General features: G+C 69.5%; 17 protein-coding genes. 7 read left to right on the top strand and 10 right to left on the bottom strand.

Annotation, left to right across the window (positions count from 1 at the left end; all coding sequences use genetic code 11):
- Positions 1–96 precede the first annotated feature (96 nt).
- Complete coding sequence (locus Q9K23_RS18235) at positions 97–1,416, top strand: hypothetical protein (protein ID WP_187343575.1); 1,320 nt, start codon at positions 97–99, stop codon at positions 1,414–1,416.
- Positions 1,413–2,606: a 4-hydroxybenzoate 3-monooxygenase gene (locus tag Q9K23_RS18230; RefSeq protein ID WP_020791800.1), complete on the top strand. Its 1,194-nt coding sequence runs from the start codon at positions 1,413–1,415 to the stop codon at positions 2,604–2,606. The genes Q9K23_RS18235 and Q9K23_RS18230 overlap by 4 nt, the downstream gene beginning before the upstream one ends.
- Here the strand turns inward: Q9K23_RS18230 and Q9K23_RS18225 are convergent.
- Positions 2,578–3,369, bottom strand: a complete 792-nt coding sequence (locus tag Q9K23_RS18225; protein ID WP_020791798.1) for an arylamine N-acetyltransferase — start codon at positions 3,367–3,369, stop codon at positions 2,578–2,580. The two genes, Q9K23_RS18230 and Q9K23_RS18225, sit on opposite strands and share 29 nt — an antisense overlap.
- A 29-nt stretch (positions 3,370–3,398) precedes the next feature.
- Between Q9K23_RS18225 and Q9K23_RS18220 the strand changes: the two genes are divergently transcribed.
- Positions 3,399–4,505: an LLM class flavin-dependent oxidoreductase gene (locus Q9K23_RS18220; protein WP_053778265.1), complete on the top strand. Its 1,107-nt coding sequence runs from the start codon at positions 3,399–3,401 to the stop codon at positions 4,503–4,505.
- A gap of 18 nt (positions 4,506–4,523) precedes the next feature.
- Here the strand turns inward: Q9K23_RS18220 and Q9K23_RS18215 are convergent, their stop codons facing one another.
- From Q9K23_RS18215 to Q9K23_RS18205, 3 genes are read right to left on the bottom strand one after another with little or no spacing between them, the layout of a single operon-like run.
- Positions 4,524–5,525 carry an endonuclease/exonuclease/phosphatase family protein gene (locus Q9K23_RS18215; RefSeq protein ID WP_053778264.1) on the bottom strand — a complete coding sequence of 334 codons (1,002 nt, stop codon included), beginning with the start codon at positions 5,523–5,525 and terminating at the stop codon, positions 4,524–4,526.
- On the bottom strand, positions 5,518–6,405 hold the full coding sequence (mshD, locus tag Q9K23_RS18210; RefSeq protein WP_053778263.1) for a mycothiol synthase: 888 nt from the start codon (positions 6,403–6,405) through the stop codon (positions 5,518–5,520). The genes Q9K23_RS18215 and mshD overlap by 8 nt, the downstream gene beginning before the upstream one ends.
- Complete coding sequence (locus Q9K23_RS18205; protein WP_020791925.1) at positions 6,395–7,168, bottom strand: response regulator transcription factor; 774 nt, start codon at positions 7,166–7,168, stop codon at positions 6,395–6,397. The genes mshD and Q9K23_RS18205 overlap by 11 nt, the downstream gene beginning before the upstream one ends.
- 148 nt (positions 7,169–7,316) lie before the next feature.
- Here Q9K23_RS18205 and Q9K23_RS18200 point away from each other — a divergent pair, with 148 nt between their 5' ends.
- The 4 genes from Q9K23_RS18200 (at position 7,317) to Q9K23_RS18185 (ending at position 10,739) form a co-directional block, all read left to right on the top strand.
- A complete protein-coding gene (locus Q9K23_RS18200; protein WP_305950227.1) occupies positions 7,317–8,321 on the top strand; it encodes a DUF2993 domain-containing protein in 1,005 nt (334 codons plus the stop codon).
- 342 nt (positions 8,322–8,663) lie between these two features.
- Positions 8,664–9,503: a sulfurtransferase gene (locus Q9K23_RS18195; RefSeq protein WP_020792211.1), complete on the top strand. Its 840-nt coding sequence runs from the start codon at positions 8,664–8,666 to the stop codon at positions 9,501–9,503.
- 2 nt (positions 9,504–9,505) lie between these two features.
- Positions 9,506–9,811, top strand: coding sequence for a DUF1416 domain-containing protein (locus Q9K23_RS18190; RefSeq protein ID WP_020792210.1), 306 nt, complete (start codon positions 9,506–9,508; stop codon positions 9,809–9,811).
- 250 nt (positions 9,812–10,061) lie between these two features.
- Positions 10,062–10,739: an FABP family protein gene (locus Q9K23_RS18185; protein WP_020792208.1), complete on the top strand. Its 678-nt coding sequence runs from the start codon at positions 10,062–10,064 to the stop codon at positions 10,737–10,739.
- Between the two features lie 163 nt (positions 10,740–10,902).
- On the opposite strand, the gene Q9K23_RS18180 is transcribed toward Q9K23_RS18185, so the two are convergent.
- From Q9K23_RS18180 to cydB, 6 genes are all read right to left on the bottom strand, one after another.
- On the bottom strand, positions 10,903–11,436 hold the full coding sequence (locus Q9K23_RS18180; RefSeq protein WP_053778261.1) for a hypothetical protein: 534 nt from the start codon (positions 11,434–11,436) through the stop codon (positions 10,903–10,905).
- 71 nt (positions 11,437–11,507) lie between these two features.
- On the bottom strand, positions 11,508–12,542 hold the full coding sequence (locus Q9K23_RS18175) for an extracellular solute-binding protein (protein WP_053778260.1): 1,035 nt from the start codon (positions 12,540–12,542) through the stop codon (positions 11,508–11,510).
- Positions 12,543–12,665: 123 nt separating this feature from the next.
- The gene (locus Q9K23_RS18170; RefSeq protein WP_187343574.1) at positions 12,666–13,397 is read right to left on the bottom strand and encodes a hypothetical protein; all 732 of its coding nucleotides are present in this window, start codon (positions 13,395–13,397) and stop codon (positions 12,666–12,668) included.
- A gap of 362 nt (positions 13,398–13,759) precedes the next feature.
- Positions 13,760–15,511: a thiol reductant ABC exporter subunit CydC gene (gene cydC, locus Q9K23_RS18165; protein ID WP_305950226.1), complete on the bottom strand. Its 1,752-nt coding sequence runs from the start codon at positions 15,509–15,511 to the stop codon at positions 13,760–13,762.
- Positions 15,501–17,201, bottom strand: a complete 1,701-nt coding sequence (gene cydD, locus Q9K23_RS18160) for a thiol reductant ABC exporter subunit CydD (RefSeq protein WP_305950225.1) — start codon at positions 17,199–17,201, stop codon at positions 15,501–15,503. Before cydD ends, cydC begins: the two co-directional genes overlap by 11 nt.
- A gap of 37 nt (positions 17,202–17,238) precedes the next feature.
- A complete protein-coding gene (gene cydB / locus Q9K23_RS18155) occupies positions 17,239–18,318 on the bottom strand; it encodes a cytochrome d ubiquinol oxidase subunit II (protein WP_053778259.1) in 1,080 nt (359 codons plus the stop codon).

Genomic DNA, 18,318 nt, shown 5'->3' with positions numbered 1-18,318 from the left:
CCCGGGTTAACCAGAGATGAATTGGGGGTTGACGATCGGGGAACCGACCTCGCGACATGCGATTAGGTAAGGCTTGCTAAACTCGCCGGGAGCATCATGGCGAGACAACAGAGCGGACAAACCGCACCAGAGCACGTGCGCAGCACCGCCGTCGACCGGCATCACAGTCGGTTGCGCTCGGCCTTCGTCCTCGGCCCGGTCGACGTACCGACCGTCGAGCAGGCACGTGATCGGTTGTGTGCCATGGCCGCCGCCGGACCGCACACCAGGGTCGGACTGCATCCCCGCGCCGACCGGCGGATCTGGGAACACGACCGTGATGCAGATCTCATCGTGGTGACCGAGGCCGACGACCCCGGAGACGATCCGCTACGTCTGCTCGACGCGGTCCGCACCGACGGCACCGAGCCGCTGCGGGTGGCATTCGGCGGTGACCACGTCGCCGTCGACTTCGATCACGGACTCGGCGACGCCGGAATGCTGCACACCCTGTTCGACGTCATGATGGGTGTCACCGATCCCGCCGATCCCGGTTCCTGGCAACGTTTTCGGCATCGGGTCCCACCGCTGGCCCTGGCCGCGGCGCGGGTCGGCGCCGATCCGCGCCGGCTGATCGCCCTGGCCCGGCTGCTCCGCAAGCAGCCCGACCTGCCGCAGGCGGGTGAGCCGGCCTCGGAGTCCGGCGCGATGCCCGGTCCGGTCCTGGCCTCGCTGCGGCCCCGGGGTGCGGGCGTGGGGATCGACGCCGACACCCTCACCGCGGTCCGCGCGGCGCGCGACACGACCATGCCGGGCGTGAGCCTCTACACCCTGACCACCGTCGCTCTCGTCGATGCGCTCACCGAGGCGGGCGTACACCTCGCCCCCACCGTGACCGCCCCCTTCGACGCCCGGGTGTATCTGCCGAAGTCCTGGGACACCCTCGCCAATTTCTCTGCGGGACTGGCTTTCCCGGTTCCCGCGGGCAGTGACCCGGCGGATTTCCAGAACGCATTGCGTACCGCGGCGGAGATCGGGCGACCGGTGGCGAACCTCCTGATCACCACCGTCAAGACACTGCGGGCGGGTACCTCGCCGGCCCACCTCGCCGAGGCCGCGCCGGCCCCGGCGACCGGTACCACCGACCTGTTGCACTCCAGCGTCGGGTACGTGCCGCGTGCGGGCCGGTGGCGCTGGCTCGACGACGACCGCGCCCAGGTGCTCGCCGTCGCCGATCCGCCACACCGGTCGGGGTTGACCGTCACCTCGGCCCTGGTCGGCGGGCGGATGTGCCTCGCCGCCGCCTTCCATACCGAACACCTTGCCGCCGAGACCATCTCGCGGGCCCTGTCCCGGGTTCCCGACCATCTGCTTCGGCTGTCCGGGGCACGCCCGGAACCGACCGCCAACGATCCCACAGGAGGTACCGGCGAATGACCCGCTGCCAGGTCGCGATCATCGGAGCGGGGCCGGCCGGCCTGACCCTCGCCCACATGCTCGCCCGCCAGGGCATCGACGCCGTGGTGATCGAGGCACGCTCGGAGGAGTACGTGCGGGCCCGCGTGCGCGCCGGGGTGATCGAGAACTCCACCGTCGACGTCCTCACCGACCTCGGCGTGGCCGACAGGCTGCACCGGGAAGCACTGGTACACAACGGTTTCTATCTCCGATTCGACCGGACCACCCATCACCTCGACTTCCATCGGTTCGACGGGCGGCATGCCTATGTCTACGGCCAGGCGCAGATCGTCGCCGACCTGATCGACGCCCGCAAGGCCGCGGGCCTGCCGCTGGTGTTCGAGGCATCCGACGTCACGATCGACGGCATCGACACGGCGACCCCGGAGGTGTCCTACACCGTCGACGGACGCCGGGAGCACATCGTCGCCGACGTCGTCGCGGGTTGTGACGGGTTCCACGGGATCTCGCGCACCCTGCTGCCTGCCGACGTCCGCACCCTGGAGCGGGTGTATCCGTTCGCCTGGCTCGGCATCCTCGCCCACACCACCCCGGTCACCGAGGAGGGCATGTACTGCGCCCACCCCGACGGGCTGTCGGTGCACAGCATGCGCGGCGAGCACATCACCCGGCAGTACCTGCAGGTTCCGGCCGACACCGACCTCGCCGACTGGTCCGACGACCGGATCTGGGCCGAGCTCAAGCACCGCAGCGCCTCCGACGACCACCCGGAACTGGAGACCGGCGAGATCTTCGACCGGAGCCTGGCCCCGCTGCGCAGCGTGGTCACCGAACGGATGCAGACCGGGTCACTGTTCCTGCTCGGCGACGCCGCCCACATCGTCCCGCCCACCGGCGCAAAGGGTTTGAACCTCGCGGTGTCGGATGCCTGTGTCCTGTCCCACGCCCTGGGGCAGTTCTACCGCAGCGGCGACCGCTCGTGGCTGGAGTCCTACACCGACACCGCACTGCCGCGGATCTGGGCGGCCCAGAACTTCTCCTGGACCCTCACCTCGATCCTGCACCGCTTCACCGACGACCCGTTCGACGAGGGCCTGCGTCGTGCACGGCTGCGCCGCTGGGCGTCCTCCGACGCCGAACAGCAGGCCCTCGGCGAGGTCTACGTGGGACTGCCCTTCCCTACCCCGTGGCGGCCGGAACAAGGGTGATCCCTTCGAATCGGGCTGCAGTCAGCGGTATTCCGTCGATGTCGAGCCCGATCACCCGGGACAGCACATCCCGCGCGCCGGCGAGGTCGAGTTCGGAGGTGCGTCGTCCGGCGGCATCGGTGACCACCAGCCGGTAGACGCCCGGATCGTCGGCGTCACCGAGTGTCCAGCGCACACCGTCGACGACGAGGGTGCAGATCAGCGACCGGGTGAACCGTGATCGCGGAGAGGTGCTGTGCCACCAGGCCATCGCCTCGAACTCGACGAGGTCCCGACAGCGATCCTCCAGCACATAGGCGGCCGAGCCGACGTCGACCCGGAGATCGGTCTCGGATGTGAGATCGATGGGACGCCAGACCATCTCACCGCCGAAGCCGACGTCGACCAGCAACGGCGACCGGTGGCCGAACACGATCAGCGCCATATGCCCCAGGGGCGGACCGAGCCGGTCACCGGCGTCGACCCGGGCGCCGATCGCCGCGACGTCCACCCCCAGGGCCTGCAGGGCCAGCAGCAACAGCCCGTTGAGGTCATAACAGCAGCCACCACGCCGGCCGTACAGCAGCCGGGAGACGATCCGCTCGGGGTCGACCTCGTACGGAATCCCCAGGTGCACATCGAGATTCTCGAACGGAAAGACCGCGTGATGGGCGGTGGCGATGCGCTGCACCTCATCGGGCCCCACGCGTTCGGGGCGATCCAGTCCGATCCGCGCCAGATAGTCGGAGATCGGGAACGGGGCGGAAATGTCTGATTCGAACACTCTAAAAGGATAGGCTAACCTGCGTAGGTATGGCTCCTGAGGTCTTCTGGTACATCAATCCCGCCGACGGAGAGGTCCCCTGGGAACCCGGGCACCGCGTGACGCCCTCGTTGTCGACGCTCGTCGAGCAGGCACGCAACCTCGACTCCCTCGGCTTCGACGGAGCGCTGACCACCGCCCGCGAACCCATCGCGCTCGTTCCCGGCACCCGGGATCTGCGGTTCCTGATCCCGGTCTACCCCGGTGTCACCCCGCCCGCACTGCTCGCCGAGCAGGCGCAGGTCTTCGACCACTATTCGGGTGGACGCCTCATCTACAACCAGGTCAACGGTGCCGATCCGGTCCTCGCCCGTTACGGCCAGTTCACCTCCAAGGAGCAACGGTATCGGCTGTCGGCGGAGTACTGGCGGCAGGTGAAGCGGCTCTACGCCGACGAGACCGACGCCTACGACGGCGAGTACCTCTCCTACGGCCCGCGCTACAAGCCCGCGATACCGGGCCCCCGGCAGCCGGGCGGGATCGAGGTCTGGGGCACCGGGGCGTCCCCGGAGGGCATCGAGCACGCCGCCGAGGTCCTCGACGCCTACCTGGCGTTCCTGTCCACCCCCGACCAGCTCGCCGGATTGTTCTCACGGGTCCGTGCGGCCACCGCCGAACGGGGCCGGACCGTGCGGTTCGGCGCCCTGGCCAGCGTGATCGTCCGTGAGACCGAGGAACAGGCCTGGGATCGGTTCGCCGAGCAGCTCGCGGCCACCTCCCCGGACACCGTCCTGGCCACCGCCGACCGCAATCTCCGCAGCTTCGGTTTCCCCGGCCTCGACGAACTCGTCGCCGACGACCCACAGGTGCAGGCCCGGATCGACGCCCTGCGCGCCGGCCGCATCCCGGACATCGACTCGCTGCGCTTCGGTCCCAACATGGCCGCCGGGCTCACCACGTGGACGGCGGCCGAGCCGCCCTTCGACATCGCGGGCAAGGGCACCGGGACCTATTTCGTCGGCAGCGCCGAGAACGTCGCGGCCACGATGAACGCCGTCGCCGAACAGGCCGGGGTGGACATCTGGTTGCTGTCGGGGTGGCCGTTGGCGTCGGAGGCACGACATGTCGCCGAACTGCTGATCCCCCGGTTGCGCTGAGCGACCGCCGTTCCCGGATCAGGCCGGGCGCACCGTCGCGATCACACCACGGTGATCCGATCCGGGCAGCGCCACGGTCCGGAACGACGTCGGCTGCGGTCCGCCACGGGTGAGGATGTGATCGATCGCGATCAGCGGCGGCAGCGTCGAATTGGCCGGGTAGGTGGGCGCGAATCCCGCTCCGACCCGCTCGGCGGCATCGATCAGCCCCGGGGTGTCGGAGGTGACGTCGAGCAGGTCGCGGTAGCGGCTGTGATCCCACGTCGAGTTCATGTCCGCACCGATGATCAGCGGCAGCCGTTCGGCGGTCAATCGCTCACTGAGACGGTCGAGTTCGGCATACCAGCGCCATGCCTCCTCCGGCCACGGCGGCAGCGGGTGCAACGCATACAGTGCGTGGGTGCCGTGTCCGGGGAGCTCGATCTCGGCCCGGATGTTGCCGAGCCGATACCCTTCGAGCAGTTCGCCGTCGGTGATCGGATACCGCGCGAACACCCCCACCCCGCGACCGTCGGGCCCGGGCGAGGTGAACGAATACGGCAGGGTGGCAACGAGTTCGGACGCCTGAATCCGTTCGAGCGCCGCCGGGGTCAGCTCCACCACGGTGAGCACGTCCACCCGGTTCTCGCGAACCGTGTCGGCGAGTGCGGCGGTGTCGGCGCGACCGAGGTAGACATTGGCCTGCATGACGACGAGATCGCCGTCGGCAGGCGAACTCTCGCCGATGTAGAGCGGTGCCTGGGTGACGATCCCGACCGCCAGCACCAGCACCCCGACGATCCCGAGCACCCAGCGCCGGGCCACCAGCAGGATCACCGTCCCCACCGCGCCGACGACGATCAGCACCGGGGTGAACGCGGCCACCCGGCTCGCCGTGGTGGAGACCCACGACGCATAGTGGGCGGCCACCGCGAGAATCCCGACGCAGACCCCGGCGACCCCCACGAGGGTCGCCGCCCAACCGACCACCGCACGCAGGCCCGAACGCTGCCCCGCCGGTGCGACCCCCGGATCAGCCATAGGCGACGTCGACGGCGTACCGGGTGAACCCGAGTCGCTCGTAGGTGTGTAGTGCGGCGGTGTTGTCCCCCTCGACGTAGAGCAGGACCTCGTCCACACCGCGTTCGGCGAAGTAGTGCAGACCCGCCAGGGTCAGCAGCCGTCCGAGCCCGCGGCCCTGCGCCGCCGGATCGACGCCGACGATGTAGACCTCACCGAGCCCGGGGCCCTGACGCTTGGTCCAGTGGAAGCCGAGCAGGGTGTCCGGGTCGGCGGCATCGAACGCCAGGAACAACCCGGCGGGATCGAACCAGTCGGCGGCCGTCCGCTCGGTGATCTGCCCGAGGTCCCAGCCACCCTGTTCCGGATGCCAGTCGAATGCGGCGTTGTTGACCCGCAGGATCTCCGCGTCGTCGGCCGGACCGGCATACACGCGCAGCACCACGTCGTCGGCGACGACGATCGGGCCGAGCCCGGCCGAACCGCCGGTTCGCCTCAGCTGCAACAGTTCTCGACGCTTACCCAACCCCAGGGAGGCGGCCAGCGCGACCGCTCCGGGAAGGTCGCCGTGCGCCCACGCCCGTGGACCGTCACCGAGTTCCCCGGCGACGGCGAATGCCGCGGTCAGCAGCGCACGACCGTGACCGGCGCGGCGTGCCGCGGGATCGACGACCGCCTCGATCATCGGCGGCTCGCCGTCACGACCGGGCGTGACGTTGGCGTATCCGGCCGAGGACACCACGTGCCGCACCGTGCCCGGCGGGGCGTCGACGGCGTGCACCGACTGCTCGGACAGGGGTGCGACGCCGTCGGCGGCGGTGGCGGCGTCGACGACGCGGTGGACCCACGCCCTCTGGTCTGCGGTGAGTGCGTCGAGCACCACCGGCGCGTCAGTGGGCACTGAACTCCTCGTCGAAGGACTCGTCGTCGGACAGACCGGCATCCTCGGGCGCATCGTCGGCAGCGGTGTCACCGGCGTCGGCCCGACCGCCCCGCGAGGCGGGTCGCACGGCCTTGTAGCCCACGTTGCGCACGGTACCGATCAACGACTCGTGGTCGGCGCCGAGTTTGGCGCGCAGACGCCGGACGTGCACGTCGACGGTACGGGTACCGCCGAAGAAGTCGTATCCCCAGACCTCCTGCAGCAACTGCGCGCGGGTGAACACCCGACCTGCGTTCTGCGCCAGGTACTTCAGGAGTTCGAACTCCTTGTAGGTGAGGTCGAGCGGACGGCCACGCAGCCGCGCCGTGTAGGTGCCCTCGTCGATGACCAGCTCACCCAGGGTGACCTTGCCCGACATCTCCTCGGTGCTGACCCCGCGGGTCCGCACCACCAACAGTCGTAGACGTGCATCGAGTTCGGCCGGTCCCGTTCCGGGCAGCAAGAACTCGTCGAGACCCCAGTCGGCGTTCACCGCCACCAGGCCACCCTCGGTCAACACCGCAGCCACCGGAACCGCCGATCCTGTACTGCCCAGCAGGCGACACAGCCCGCGTGCAGCGGCGAGATCGGACCTCGCGTCGACGATCGCGACGTCGGCGTTACCGGCCTCCATCAGCGACGACACCTCGGTCGGTGCGACCCGCACCGTGTGTGCCAACAGCGACAACGACGGCAACACCGATTCCGGATTGGGGTCTGCGGTCAACAGCAGGAGATCCACGAATCACTCCGATCTTCTACGCTCCGCTTCGGTTATCCACCCCGTCCGACCGGCCTCGACGCTGAGGCGAACGATCAGCTCGCACCCACTCGGCGGATGTTTACGCCGCCTTACCAACGTGTGCGCGATAGATGACAGAATAACCGCAATGCCGGGACACGCTGTTAACAAGGCGGAGCCGCACGGCCCCGCCGCCGATGCCACTGCCCCGCCGCCGACCCCACCACGACTGCGCCGCGCCGTTCTCGTCGCAGTGGCCGTCGTGGTGGCGGTGTGTGCGGGCGGACTGGTCGCCGACACCGTCGCCGCCTCTCGCGCCGAACACCGACTGTCCGAATCGCTCGCCGCGTCTGACCTGCCCGGTTCCGCCGGTCTGCCCTATCACCCCGAGGTCACCCTCGGCGGTTTCCCGTTCCTCACCCATGCCCGTGACGGCGAGTTCACCGGCGCCACCATCACCGCCCGGGGCGTGCCCGCCCCGGGCTGCACCCACACCGGCGGTGATGTGCCGGGCTGTTTCGCGGAGCTGGGCGTCACCCTCGGCCCGTTCTCGGTCGGTGACGGTTTCGACATCGGCCCCGGATCGGTGATCCGCACCTCATCGGTGCAGGCGTACTCGTTGCTGAACTCGGTGAACCTGGGCCGCTTCCTCGGAATCCTGGATCTGACCGTCAACACCCCGGCCGCCGCCGACCGGGTCGGTGGCGGTGGGCCGCAGTTCGGCAACCTCGAGCGGACCTCGGGTGTGGTCCTGGCCGGGACGGTGGCACTCCCGCCGGGGTCGGCCCCGGCAGCCGACGGCCGGCCCACCCCGCAGAACTCGCCGTCGGCGTCGGGCTATGCCGGCCCCACCGTGCGGGTCAGCGTCAGCGTGGACCTGTCGGTGGTCGACGGCCGGCTCCATCTGCAGGCCGTCGACTTCTACCGCGGCCCGGAGGAGCATCTCGACGTCCCCGATCTCGACGCGCCGCTGCGCCAGGCGGTCCTCGACCGCTTCACCGCAACCCTCCCGCGGCTGCCGATGCCGTGGGATCTGCCCGCCACCGGCGCCCACAGTGCGGGTAGCGATGTGGTGCTCGAGGCCCACGCCGATGCCCGTGACCTGCAGGTCGACCGGTTCGCCGCCCCCTCGACGGCCACCGTCACACCCTGATCGGCCCGCCGCGCGCGAAAGGCGGGCCCACACGTCGAGCCACCGCGATCGCTGCTGTAGGCTGGCCTCCATGCAACTGCGCCGTGAGTTCTTGCTCACCCGCCGCCGGGCGATCGACTTCTGTCGTGTCGCCGACTGTTGTTGTCGCTAGACGGTGATCGTGGCGCATTCCTGCCGGCGCGTTCACCGATAGATGCCGGCCGGCGCCAGCGCACCCTCACAGGCCTCCTGTGCCCCGAGCGAACGTCATCCGTCATCTTCCGCCGAGGTCCTCGGCTCCTGACGCCGAGATCCTCATCTCTCGTTCCCACCCCTTGAAAACCCATTCCGGGAGGAAAACCCATGGCACGTTCCGACGTCCTGGTCAGCGCTGATTGGGCTGAGCAGAACCTGCACACCGACAAGGTCGTTCTCGTCGAGGTCGACGAGGACACCAGCGCCTACGACGGCGGCCACATCGAGGGCGCCGTGAAGATCGACTGGAAGACCGATCTGCAGGATCCGGTTCGTCGTGACTTCGTCGACCGCGAGCAGTTCTCCAAGCTGCTCTCCGAGCGCGGCATCGCCAACGACGACACCGTCGTCCTCTACGGCGGCAACAACAACTGGTTCGCGGCCTACGCCTACTGGTACTTCAAGCTGTACGGCCACGACGACGTGAAGCTGCTCGACGGCGGCCGCAAGAAGTGGGAGCTCGACGGCCGCCCGCTGTCGACCGAGTCGGTCGCCCGCCCGGCCACCGAGTACAAGGCCGCCGACCCGGACAACACCATCCGCGCGTTCCGCGACGAGGTCGTCGACGCCATCGGCGTGAAGAACCTGGTCGACGTCCGGTCGCCCGACGAGTTCTCCGGCAAGATCCTCGCCCCGGCCCACCTCCCGCAGGAGCAGAGCCAGCGCGCCGGCCACATCCCGACCGCGATCAGCGTGCCGTGGAGCAAGGCCGCCAACGAGGACGGCACCTTCCGCTCCGACGACGAGCTCGCCGAGCTCTACAAGGAAGCCGGTCTGGACGGGGCGAAGGAGACCATCGCCTACTGCCGCATCGGTGAGCGCTCGAGCCACACCTGGTTCGTGCTGCAGGAGCTGCTGGGCCACAAGAATGTCAAGAACTACGACGGCAGCTGGACCGAGTACGGCTCACTCGTCGGCGTTCCGGTCGAACTGGGAGAAGGTAAGTAATCATGTGTGCAGCACCCAAGCAGGGGCAGAACCTGCCCGCAGGCGTCGACGTCGAGAAGGAGACCGTCCTGACCGGACAGGTCACCGACTCGGCCGGCAGCCCCGTTGCCGGTGCCTTCGTCCGGCTGCTCGACTCGACCGGTGAGTTCACCGCCGAGGTCGTCGCCAGCCCGACGGGTGATTTCCGCTTCTTCGCCGCCCCCGGCACCTGGACGCTGCGTGCGCTCAGCTCGGTCGGCAACGGTGACACCACCGTGAGCCCCGAGGGCCCGGGCGTGCACACCCGCGACATCACCGTCGCCAAGTAAGGCATCACCGAAGGTCCCACAGGGCCCCGATCACCATCCCGGTGATCGGGGCCCTGTGACGTTCACGGCGTCGTGCATCACAGTCGTGGTCACCGCCGGCGCCAAACGGGTGGCCGTGGTGAGCGGCCACGAGCCGGAGCGGTAAACTGTCCGACGTGGTCATCTTCTTCGAGGTTCTGCTCGCACTGGCGTCGGTCCTGATCATCTGGTTCGCGCTCTACGTCCTCTACCGCCTGGTCACCGACGAGTCGTGACCCTTCCCTCCGAAGGGCCCCGACCCGACCCGGACGACGCCACCCCGGCGTCCCGGCGGTCGGGTGACGAGGCGATCGGTCAGGCCGAGGCACGCGCCGTCGAGTCCGGCAGCCGCGAACGCAATCTGCCGACCTGGGACGACATCCCGCTCCCCCCGGACACCGCCAACCTGCGTCTGGGCGCCGACCTGCATCCGGGTCTGCTCGCCCTGCTGCCGATGGTCGGTGTGTGGCGCGGTGAGGGCGAGGCCAACGATCCCGAGTCCGGCGAGGACTATCACTTCGCCCAGCAGATCGTGGTCAGCCACGACGGCCAGAACTTCCTGAACTGGGAGTCGCGGTCGTGGGTGATCGACGAGGACGCCAACTATGTGCGCCCCGACCTGCGCGAGACCGGGTACTGGCGGATCGGTGAGGACGACACCATCGAGCTGCTACTGGCACACGCCGAGGGTTCGGTGGAGCTGTTCTACGGGACACCGCTCAACCAGACCGCGTGGGAACTGGCCACCGACGTCGTGATCAAGTCCGAATCCGGCTTCCGGACCGGCGGCGCCAAACGTCTCTACGGTCTTGTCGAAGACGGCGACCTGGCCTATGTCGAGGAACGCGTCGACTCCGACGGCGACCTCATCCCGCGGCTGTCGGCCAAATTGCGCCGCCACGTCGGCTAGACCGGCCCACCCGGCCGGTCGTCGGCGACGAAATGCAGGGGGCGGCGCACCTCCAGGACGGCATCGTCACCAGCAGGCAGGCTTACACCGCGGCCGGCGACCGGTCGACGGAACCGTTGTACGCGTTGTGGATCCCCAACGGTGAACGCGTCGTATCGGACGATCACCGGTCCACCGAAGTCGCTGATCGCATGCAGCGCCACCAGCAGTGCCCCACCGAGGACCGCCGGGGCGATCCCGGGCCCGGTGGTGCGCAGGAAGGCCACCACGGTGTGCAGCCGAGGGTGCGGGCCACATCCTCGGCCGAACGCCCCGTCCCCGACAGCGCCGCAACGGCCGGGAGCATGACCAGCGGATAACAAGTCATGGTGAGGATCAGCACGGCGGCACCGAATCTCTCGAACCCGGGAATCAGCCGGCCCCAGGCGAATCCGGCGATATAGGAGGGGATCGCGAGCGGGGCGGCCGGCATCGTGACCCAGATCGGTCGGCCCCGGGAGACACCGCGGCTCACCCCCACCGCCAGGCCCACCCCGATCAGCACCGACAGCACCGTCACGGTGAGCGCCAGCCGGGCCGTGTTGGTGACCAGATCGAGGGTCCGCGTCCGGAACACCGCGGCTCGCACGGTGTCACCTCCGGCACCGCCCGCGCGGATCACCAGGTACACCACGACGAGCGTCACCAGCATCGCCACGGCGATACCGGTGACGCCCGCGAGGACTCGGATGCCCCGGTCGGCACGCGACCCCGACGAGACCGAGTACCTCAGACCGCACCCACCTCGGTGAGCATCCGTTCGGTCCCCGCGACATCGGCGAGGTCGTCGAGATCGACGGTCGGCGGATGCAGATCGGCGAGCAGCGGCGGGATGCCGGCCACCGGGATCGGGATGTCACCGGTGATCGCATACTCGCCGACCTCGGTGGTGAAGTACTTCTGGTTGTCGGCGGTGAACATCGCCCGGACGAAGTCGAAGGCCTTCTGCTTGTTCGGCGAGCTCTTGAGCACCGCGATGCCTGCGACGTTGACCAGCGCTCCGGGGTCGCCGTCGGCGAAGAAGTGCAGGCGCGAGGCCACCGCGTCGATCCCCTTCTCCTCCACCTCCTGCACCCAGTAGTAGTGGTTGGTCAGTCCGGTCGCGACGGTCCCGTCGTCGACCGCCTTGACCAGCGGCCCGTTGCCGTCGAATGCCTTGGGCTCGTTGGCCATGAAGCGGGTCAGCCAGTCGCGTGCGGCGTCGTCACCGCGGATCAGGCGCAGTCCGGTGACGAAGGACTTGAACGACGGGTTGGTCGGCGCATAGCCCACCTGGCCGCGGAAGCGCGGATCGAGCAGACCGTCGATCCCGGCGGGCAGGTCGGCGGCCGGCACCTTCGACGGGTTGTAGAGCAGCACGCGTGACCGTGCCGACGTGGCCGCCCAGCCATCCGACTCCGACCGGTAGGTCGCCGGAACCCGGTCGACGATGTCGGCCGGCAGCGGTTCGAGCAGCCCGGCCATCGCGAGGGCGCCCAGTTCGCCTGCGTCCTGCGCGAAGAACAGGTCGGCCGGGGAGTGCTCCCCCTCCTCGAGGATCTGTGCGGCCTTCTTGTCGTAGGCGGGGGTGACGGTCACGCCGACGTCGACACCCTCGACGAGCGGACCCACCAGGGACTCCGACCGGCCCGAGTACAGCGTCAGCGAGCCGTCACCGTCGCCTGTCCCGCCGCCCTCGTCCGACCCGCCGCTGCAGGCGACGGTTCCCGCCAGCACCACCGCCAGCACTGCGGCCACCAGGCCCGCTCGTCTGGTTCGCTTCATCGAATCCCACTCCCATCGGTCAATTCGGACAGCGCGATGACAGTAAAGAGAGCCTTGCCTCACACGAGGTCCCGGCGCTCAGGACGTTTCAGCGTTCTCACAGGCTCGCTGTGAAGCAGCAGGTCAGGCGAATACCTGCAGCACGTCGACGACGACCGGCCGGCGGCGGTGACGAGCCGCCTGCACATAGTGCAGGCCCGGACCGGGTGGGATCGGGATGCGCTCTCCCGGTCGGGCGACGACCAGATCGAAGGCTCCGCCGATACCGGTCATCAGCACCGCGACGCGGGCGCAGCCGTCGTTGTGGACCACCACCATCCCCCCGACGTCGGTGTAGTGCACACCCACATCGGCCAGGCACAGGCGGTGATCGTCGCGCCCCGGCCGCGGGGCGGTGCCGGGGGTCCAGAACTCGTCGGCCCCGGGCATCTGCGACCAGTCGACCGCCTCCGGCCGAGGCGGGTGCACGAGCACGATGGGGTCCTCGTCGGCGCGGACCGGGTCGTCGACGATTTGGCCGACCAGCACCGGTCGGCCATCCAGCCGTTCCCCTTGCAGGATGTGGAACTCGCTGTCGGGCAACGCCGCCGACGACCCGCTCGGAAGATGGGTGAACCGTGTGCCGGTGGTGCCGGTGAATCCCGGCAGGGACAGTACGGCCAGGTCACCGCACCCGCGGTTGTGCAGGGTCAGGCGCGAGTCGGCGCGCCCCGGGGTGCAGGTGTAGGTCAGTCCGCCGGCGTGCCCGGTCAGCCAGGTGGCGGCGCCGTCGTCGGTCCACTCCGGGTCGCCCGGGGTGAGAAAGCGGTCGGCGACGCGTCGAGGTGCGCCGATCTCGGTGGTGATCACGGTCATCGCAGTACTCCTCGTTCCGGACGCCGGATCGGTTTGGTGCCGCCGGCTGTTCCAGTGCACCGCGCACGGGCGGGCCGGACACGAGTAGTGCGCTACCCGCAAAACGTGAAACGGCCCCCGCACCGCCCGAGGCATCGGGCGTGTCGACCGGACGGGTCGGGTGCGGGGGCCGGGTGACCACCTGGTATTCGCGGTGCAGAGACCTCCTGAGCGGATATCAGATGGCACTCCGCGTCAGCGGATGGTCACCTCACATGTCCCTGAGTAACTCAACTCGGACCACCTCCTTCCTCGTGTACTCCCGAAGTTACGCCCGATCTTCGGGGCGCGGCAACGGGTTTTCGCGAAGCGGCCCGCACGGCTCATCCGAGGACGGCCGGCTCCAGCCGGATGACGTCGGCGGCCGCGCCGTCGGGCAGCTGGTGGGTGACCACGATGACCGTCCGGTCGGGCCCGAACAGCGCGTCCGTCGGGTCGAGCAGGCGGTCCAGCAGACGCTGCGCGTCGGCGGTGTCGAGATGCTCGGTCGGTTCGTCGAGCAGGACCACCGGTGCGCGATGGATCAGGGCGCGCGCCAGCAACACTCGCCGACGCTGCCCGCCGCTGAGGGCCTCCGCCCCGCCGGTGAGATCGGTGTCGAGCCCCTCGGGCAGCCGCGCCACCCAGCCGTCGAGGCCGACCTCGGTGAGCGCGGCATCGATCTCGGCGTCGGTGACGTCGCCGCGGGCGACGCGCAGGTTCTCCCGCACCGACGTCGAGAAGATATGCGCCTCCTCGGCGAAATAGCAGGCGGCCGAACGGAGTTCGACCCGATCTCCGTTCTGCGCGCCGGTCGCGGCGGCGGTCACCGTGCCCGCGCACGGGGTGAGCAGCCCGGACAGGGTGAGCAGCAGCGTCGATTTCCCCACCCCGCTGGGACCGACGACGGCCAGCCGGGAACCGGGCGGCAGGGTGCGGGTGAGACCGTCGGCGGGGCCGAGGGTCTGCTCGGTCGACCACCCCCAGCGCATACCCCGCAGGTCGAGGGCGACCGGTCCGGGATGTACGGCGACGTCGTCGATCTGCTCGATGTCGTCCGGCTCGCCCGGATGTGCCCGCCCGTGGCCGGCGGCGCCGTCGACCAGTGTCATCACCCGGGCCGCCGCCTGGCGGCTGCGTTCGAGTTGGATACCGGCCTCGGTGAGCGGTGCCGTCGACTCGAAGGACGAGAGCGGGAGCAGGATCAGCACACCGAGCAGCATCGGGGTGAGCGCTCCGGTCACCGAGGACACGTCGGCCAGCGATCCGGTGACCTGCCCGGCCAGACCGATTCCGATCAGGCAGGCCGCCAGCAGGGAGACACCCAGCGACAGCGGGGTGGCGGCTCGCGCCGCGGCCTCGATCCGACGGCCACGGTCGGTGGCCACGATCGCGTCGGCATCGGCACGGCGGGCGGCGTCGAGCACGCTCTCGCGGCGACGGGCCACGACGAGTTCGGACGCATGCCACAGCGCGGTGGTGGTGGCGTCGGCGGACCGGTGCACGGCCTGCGCACCGTCGGCCAGTGTGCGGGCCGATCCGCGGGCCGCCAGCCAGGGCGCGATCACCCCGGACACGATCAGGGCCACGGCCAGCACCACTGCGGCCCAATCGGATACGAGGGCCATGATCGCGACCGCCGACGCGGAGGTGGTCAGTCCCACCCCGATCGGGATCATCGCGCGGATCAGTGCATTGCCGATCTCGTCGATGTCGTCGCCGGTGCGGGTCAGCAGTTCGCCGCGGCGCAGGGTCACCGAGTACGCGGGTGAACCCGACGCCAGCGCCAGATAGACACGCTCGCGGGCGGTGGCCATCGCGCCGAGCGCCAGATCGTGGGTGGCGAGGCGTTCGAGATAACGGAACAGGCCGCGCGAGATGCCCAGTGCCCGAACCGCGGTGATGGCGATCGACAGGTACAGCACCGGCGGCATCTGCCAGGCACGGGTGATCAGCCAGGCCGACAACGCGGCCAGCCCCAGCGCCGACAGCGCCCCGGCCACGCCCAGGATCAGCGGCAGCACGATCGCCCGGGCCCGCAGGCCCAGCAACCCCAGTGCGCGGATCAACGGGTCGGAACGCAGTTCAGCCCACATGGACGACCTCCGGGAACTCGATCACCTCGTCGGCGAGGCCGCGCGCGACGTCGCGGTGGGCGACGACGATGACGGTGTCACCGGCGCGGGCACGGGCGGCGAGGGCCTCGAGCACGGTGCGTTCGGCGGCCGCGTCGAGGTGGGCGGTCGGTTCGTCGAGCAGCAGCAGCGGTGCGGGTGCGGCCAGCACGCGGGCCAGCGCCAGGCGTTGTCGCTGACCGGCCGACAGCCCCACTCCCCCGGCACCGAGCACGGTGTCGGGGCCGTCGGGCAGGGCGGCGAGCACCTCGTCGAATCCGGTGGTGGCACAGGCCCGTCGCAGACCCTCCGGGTCAAGGGCGCCGAACAGGGCGAGGTTGTCGGCGACGGTCCCGGGGACCACCACCGGATGCTGTGGGAGCCAGGCGATCTGTTCGTGGTAGGCGCCGGGCTCGAGTTCGGCCACCGAGATCGGACCGACGAGCACAGACCCCTCCTCGGGGGCGAGCAGACCGAGGATCGCGGCGATCGCGGTGGACTTGCCGGAACCGTTCGGTCCGGTGAAGACCGTCAGCGCACCCGGATTCGCCGTCGCCGACAACTCGTGCGGCGCCCATCCGTCCCGGCCGTGCACGCCGACATCGAGCAACCGGATCGGTTGTCCGGCAACGGTGCACGTGCGATTGCGGGCGTGTGGCGCATCGTCGTCGCCCGACTCGATGAGGTCGAGCACCTCGCGGGATGCGGCGACACCGTCGGCGGAGTTGTGGAACTGCGCACCCACCTCACGCAACGGCTGGTAGGCCTCCGGGGCCAGGATCAACGCGAGAATGCCTGCGTACAGACTCATCTCGCCACCCACCAGACGCAGGCCGATACCCACTGCGACCAGTGCCACGCACAGGGTCGACAGCAGTTCGAGCACACCGCCGGACAGGAATGCCACCCGCAGCGCCGACATCGTCGAACGCTGATGTGCGCGTCCGAGTTCGGCCACCTGGACCGCCGGGGCGCGGGCCCGGTTGAGCGCACGCAGGGTGGGCAGACCGGCGACCAGGTCGAGGAGTTGGCCGGTGAGCCGGCTCATCGTGGCCAGCTTGCGTTCGGTGCGATCGCGGGTCATCACCCCGATCAGCACCATGAACAGCGGGATGAGCGGGAGGGTGATCAGGATGATCACCGCCGACAGCCAGTCGGTCAGCGCGATCACCGTCACGACGGTCGGCGTCACCAGCACCGTGACGATCAGCGCCGGCACGTACCCGGACAGGTACGGGCCGAGCGCGTCCAGTCCGCGCAGCAGCGTGGTGGTGGCATGGTCGCGGCGCCGCAACAACTCTCGCGGCGACGTCTGGTCGGGGTCGGTGAGACCCTCGAGCGCCCGACCCCGCAGTTCGGCGATCGCCTGCGCCGACGATCGGTGTGCATACCGGTCGTGGGCATAAGAGGCGCCGACGCGGATGGCGAGGGCCGCCACCAGAATCCCCAGATGCCAGGCCTGGGCACCGAGGCTGCGACGGCCCGGATCGGTGATCAGCTCGGACAGGATCGACGCGGTCATCGCCGCGGTGACGATCACCGCAACCACGGTGACCGTGGCGAACAACGCCGTCACCACCACATAGTGACGCGTGGTCCGGGAGTACCTCAGCAGTCGCGGGTCCAGCGGCGGCGCCGCACGTCGGGCGCCGCCGCCGGCCGCTTCGGTCACCACCGGTGAGCGAGTGGTGATCGCTGGTGGCACATGCCTACTCCCCCACGCGCAGGGACGGCAGGCCGGCCGGCTTGGGGATCTGCTCGACGCTGATCCGCTTGCGGAACACCCAGTACGTCCACCCCTGGTAGCAGATCACCACCGGGGTGATGATCACCGCGGCCCAGGTCATCACGGTGAGGGTGTAATTGCTCGACGCGGTGTTGTCGATGGTGAGGTTCCAGGCCGGATTCGTCGTCGACGGTAGGACATTCGGGAACAGCACCGAGAACAGGGTGGCCACGGTGCCGGCGATCGCGATACATGTCGCGGCGAAGGCGATGCCCTCCCGCTGCACCTGGGTGGCGGCCACCATCACGACCGCTGCGACGGCGGCGATCAGCACCGGAATCCAGGTCCAGCCGTTGCCGTAGGCGAACTGCGTCCACAGCAAGAACGCCGCCGCGACCACGAGGGTCGGGATCGCGAGGAGCTTCGCGTACTTCATCGCGTCCTGCTGCAGCACACCACTGGTCTTGAGGCCCAGGAAGATCGCGCCGTGGGTGAGGAACACCAGCAGCGTGGTGAGCCCACCGAGGAGCGCGTACGGGTTGAGCAGGTTGAAGAACCCGGCGGTGTACTGGTGGTCGGCGTCGATCGGCAGACCACGGACCACGTTGGCGAAGGCCACGCCCCACAGGATCGCGGGAATCCACGAGCCGAGCCCGATCCCGATGTCACACCACTGACGCCACTTGGGATCGTTGATCTTTCCGCGCCATTCGATGGCGACGACCCGGGTGATCAGGCCGATCAGGATGATGAACAGCGGCAGGTAGAACGCGGTGAACATGGTGGCGTACCAGCCACCGAACGCGGCGAACAACGCACCGCCCGCGGTGAGCAGCCACACCTCGTTGCCGTCCCAGACCGGACCGATCGTGTTGAGCAGCACTCGTCGTCGTTTGTCGGGGTCGGCGGCCTCGTCGGAGGCGGCGACCCGGTCGTCGCCTCCGGTGTGGGTCCGGCCCAGGAACGGCATGAGCATGCCGACCCCGAAGTCGAAGCCCTCGAGCACGAAGTAGCCGATGAACAGGACGGCGACGAGGATGAACCAGAAGTTAGCCAGCATCAG

This window comes from Gordonia sp. NB41Y, from assembly GCF_030718915.1.
Lineage (GTDB): Bacteria > Actinomycetota > Actinomycetes > Mycobacteriales > Mycobacteriaceae > Gordonia > Gordonia desulfuricans.
Note: the sequence above shows the minus strand (reverse complement) of the source record. Positions and strands in the feature narration are given on the sequence as shown.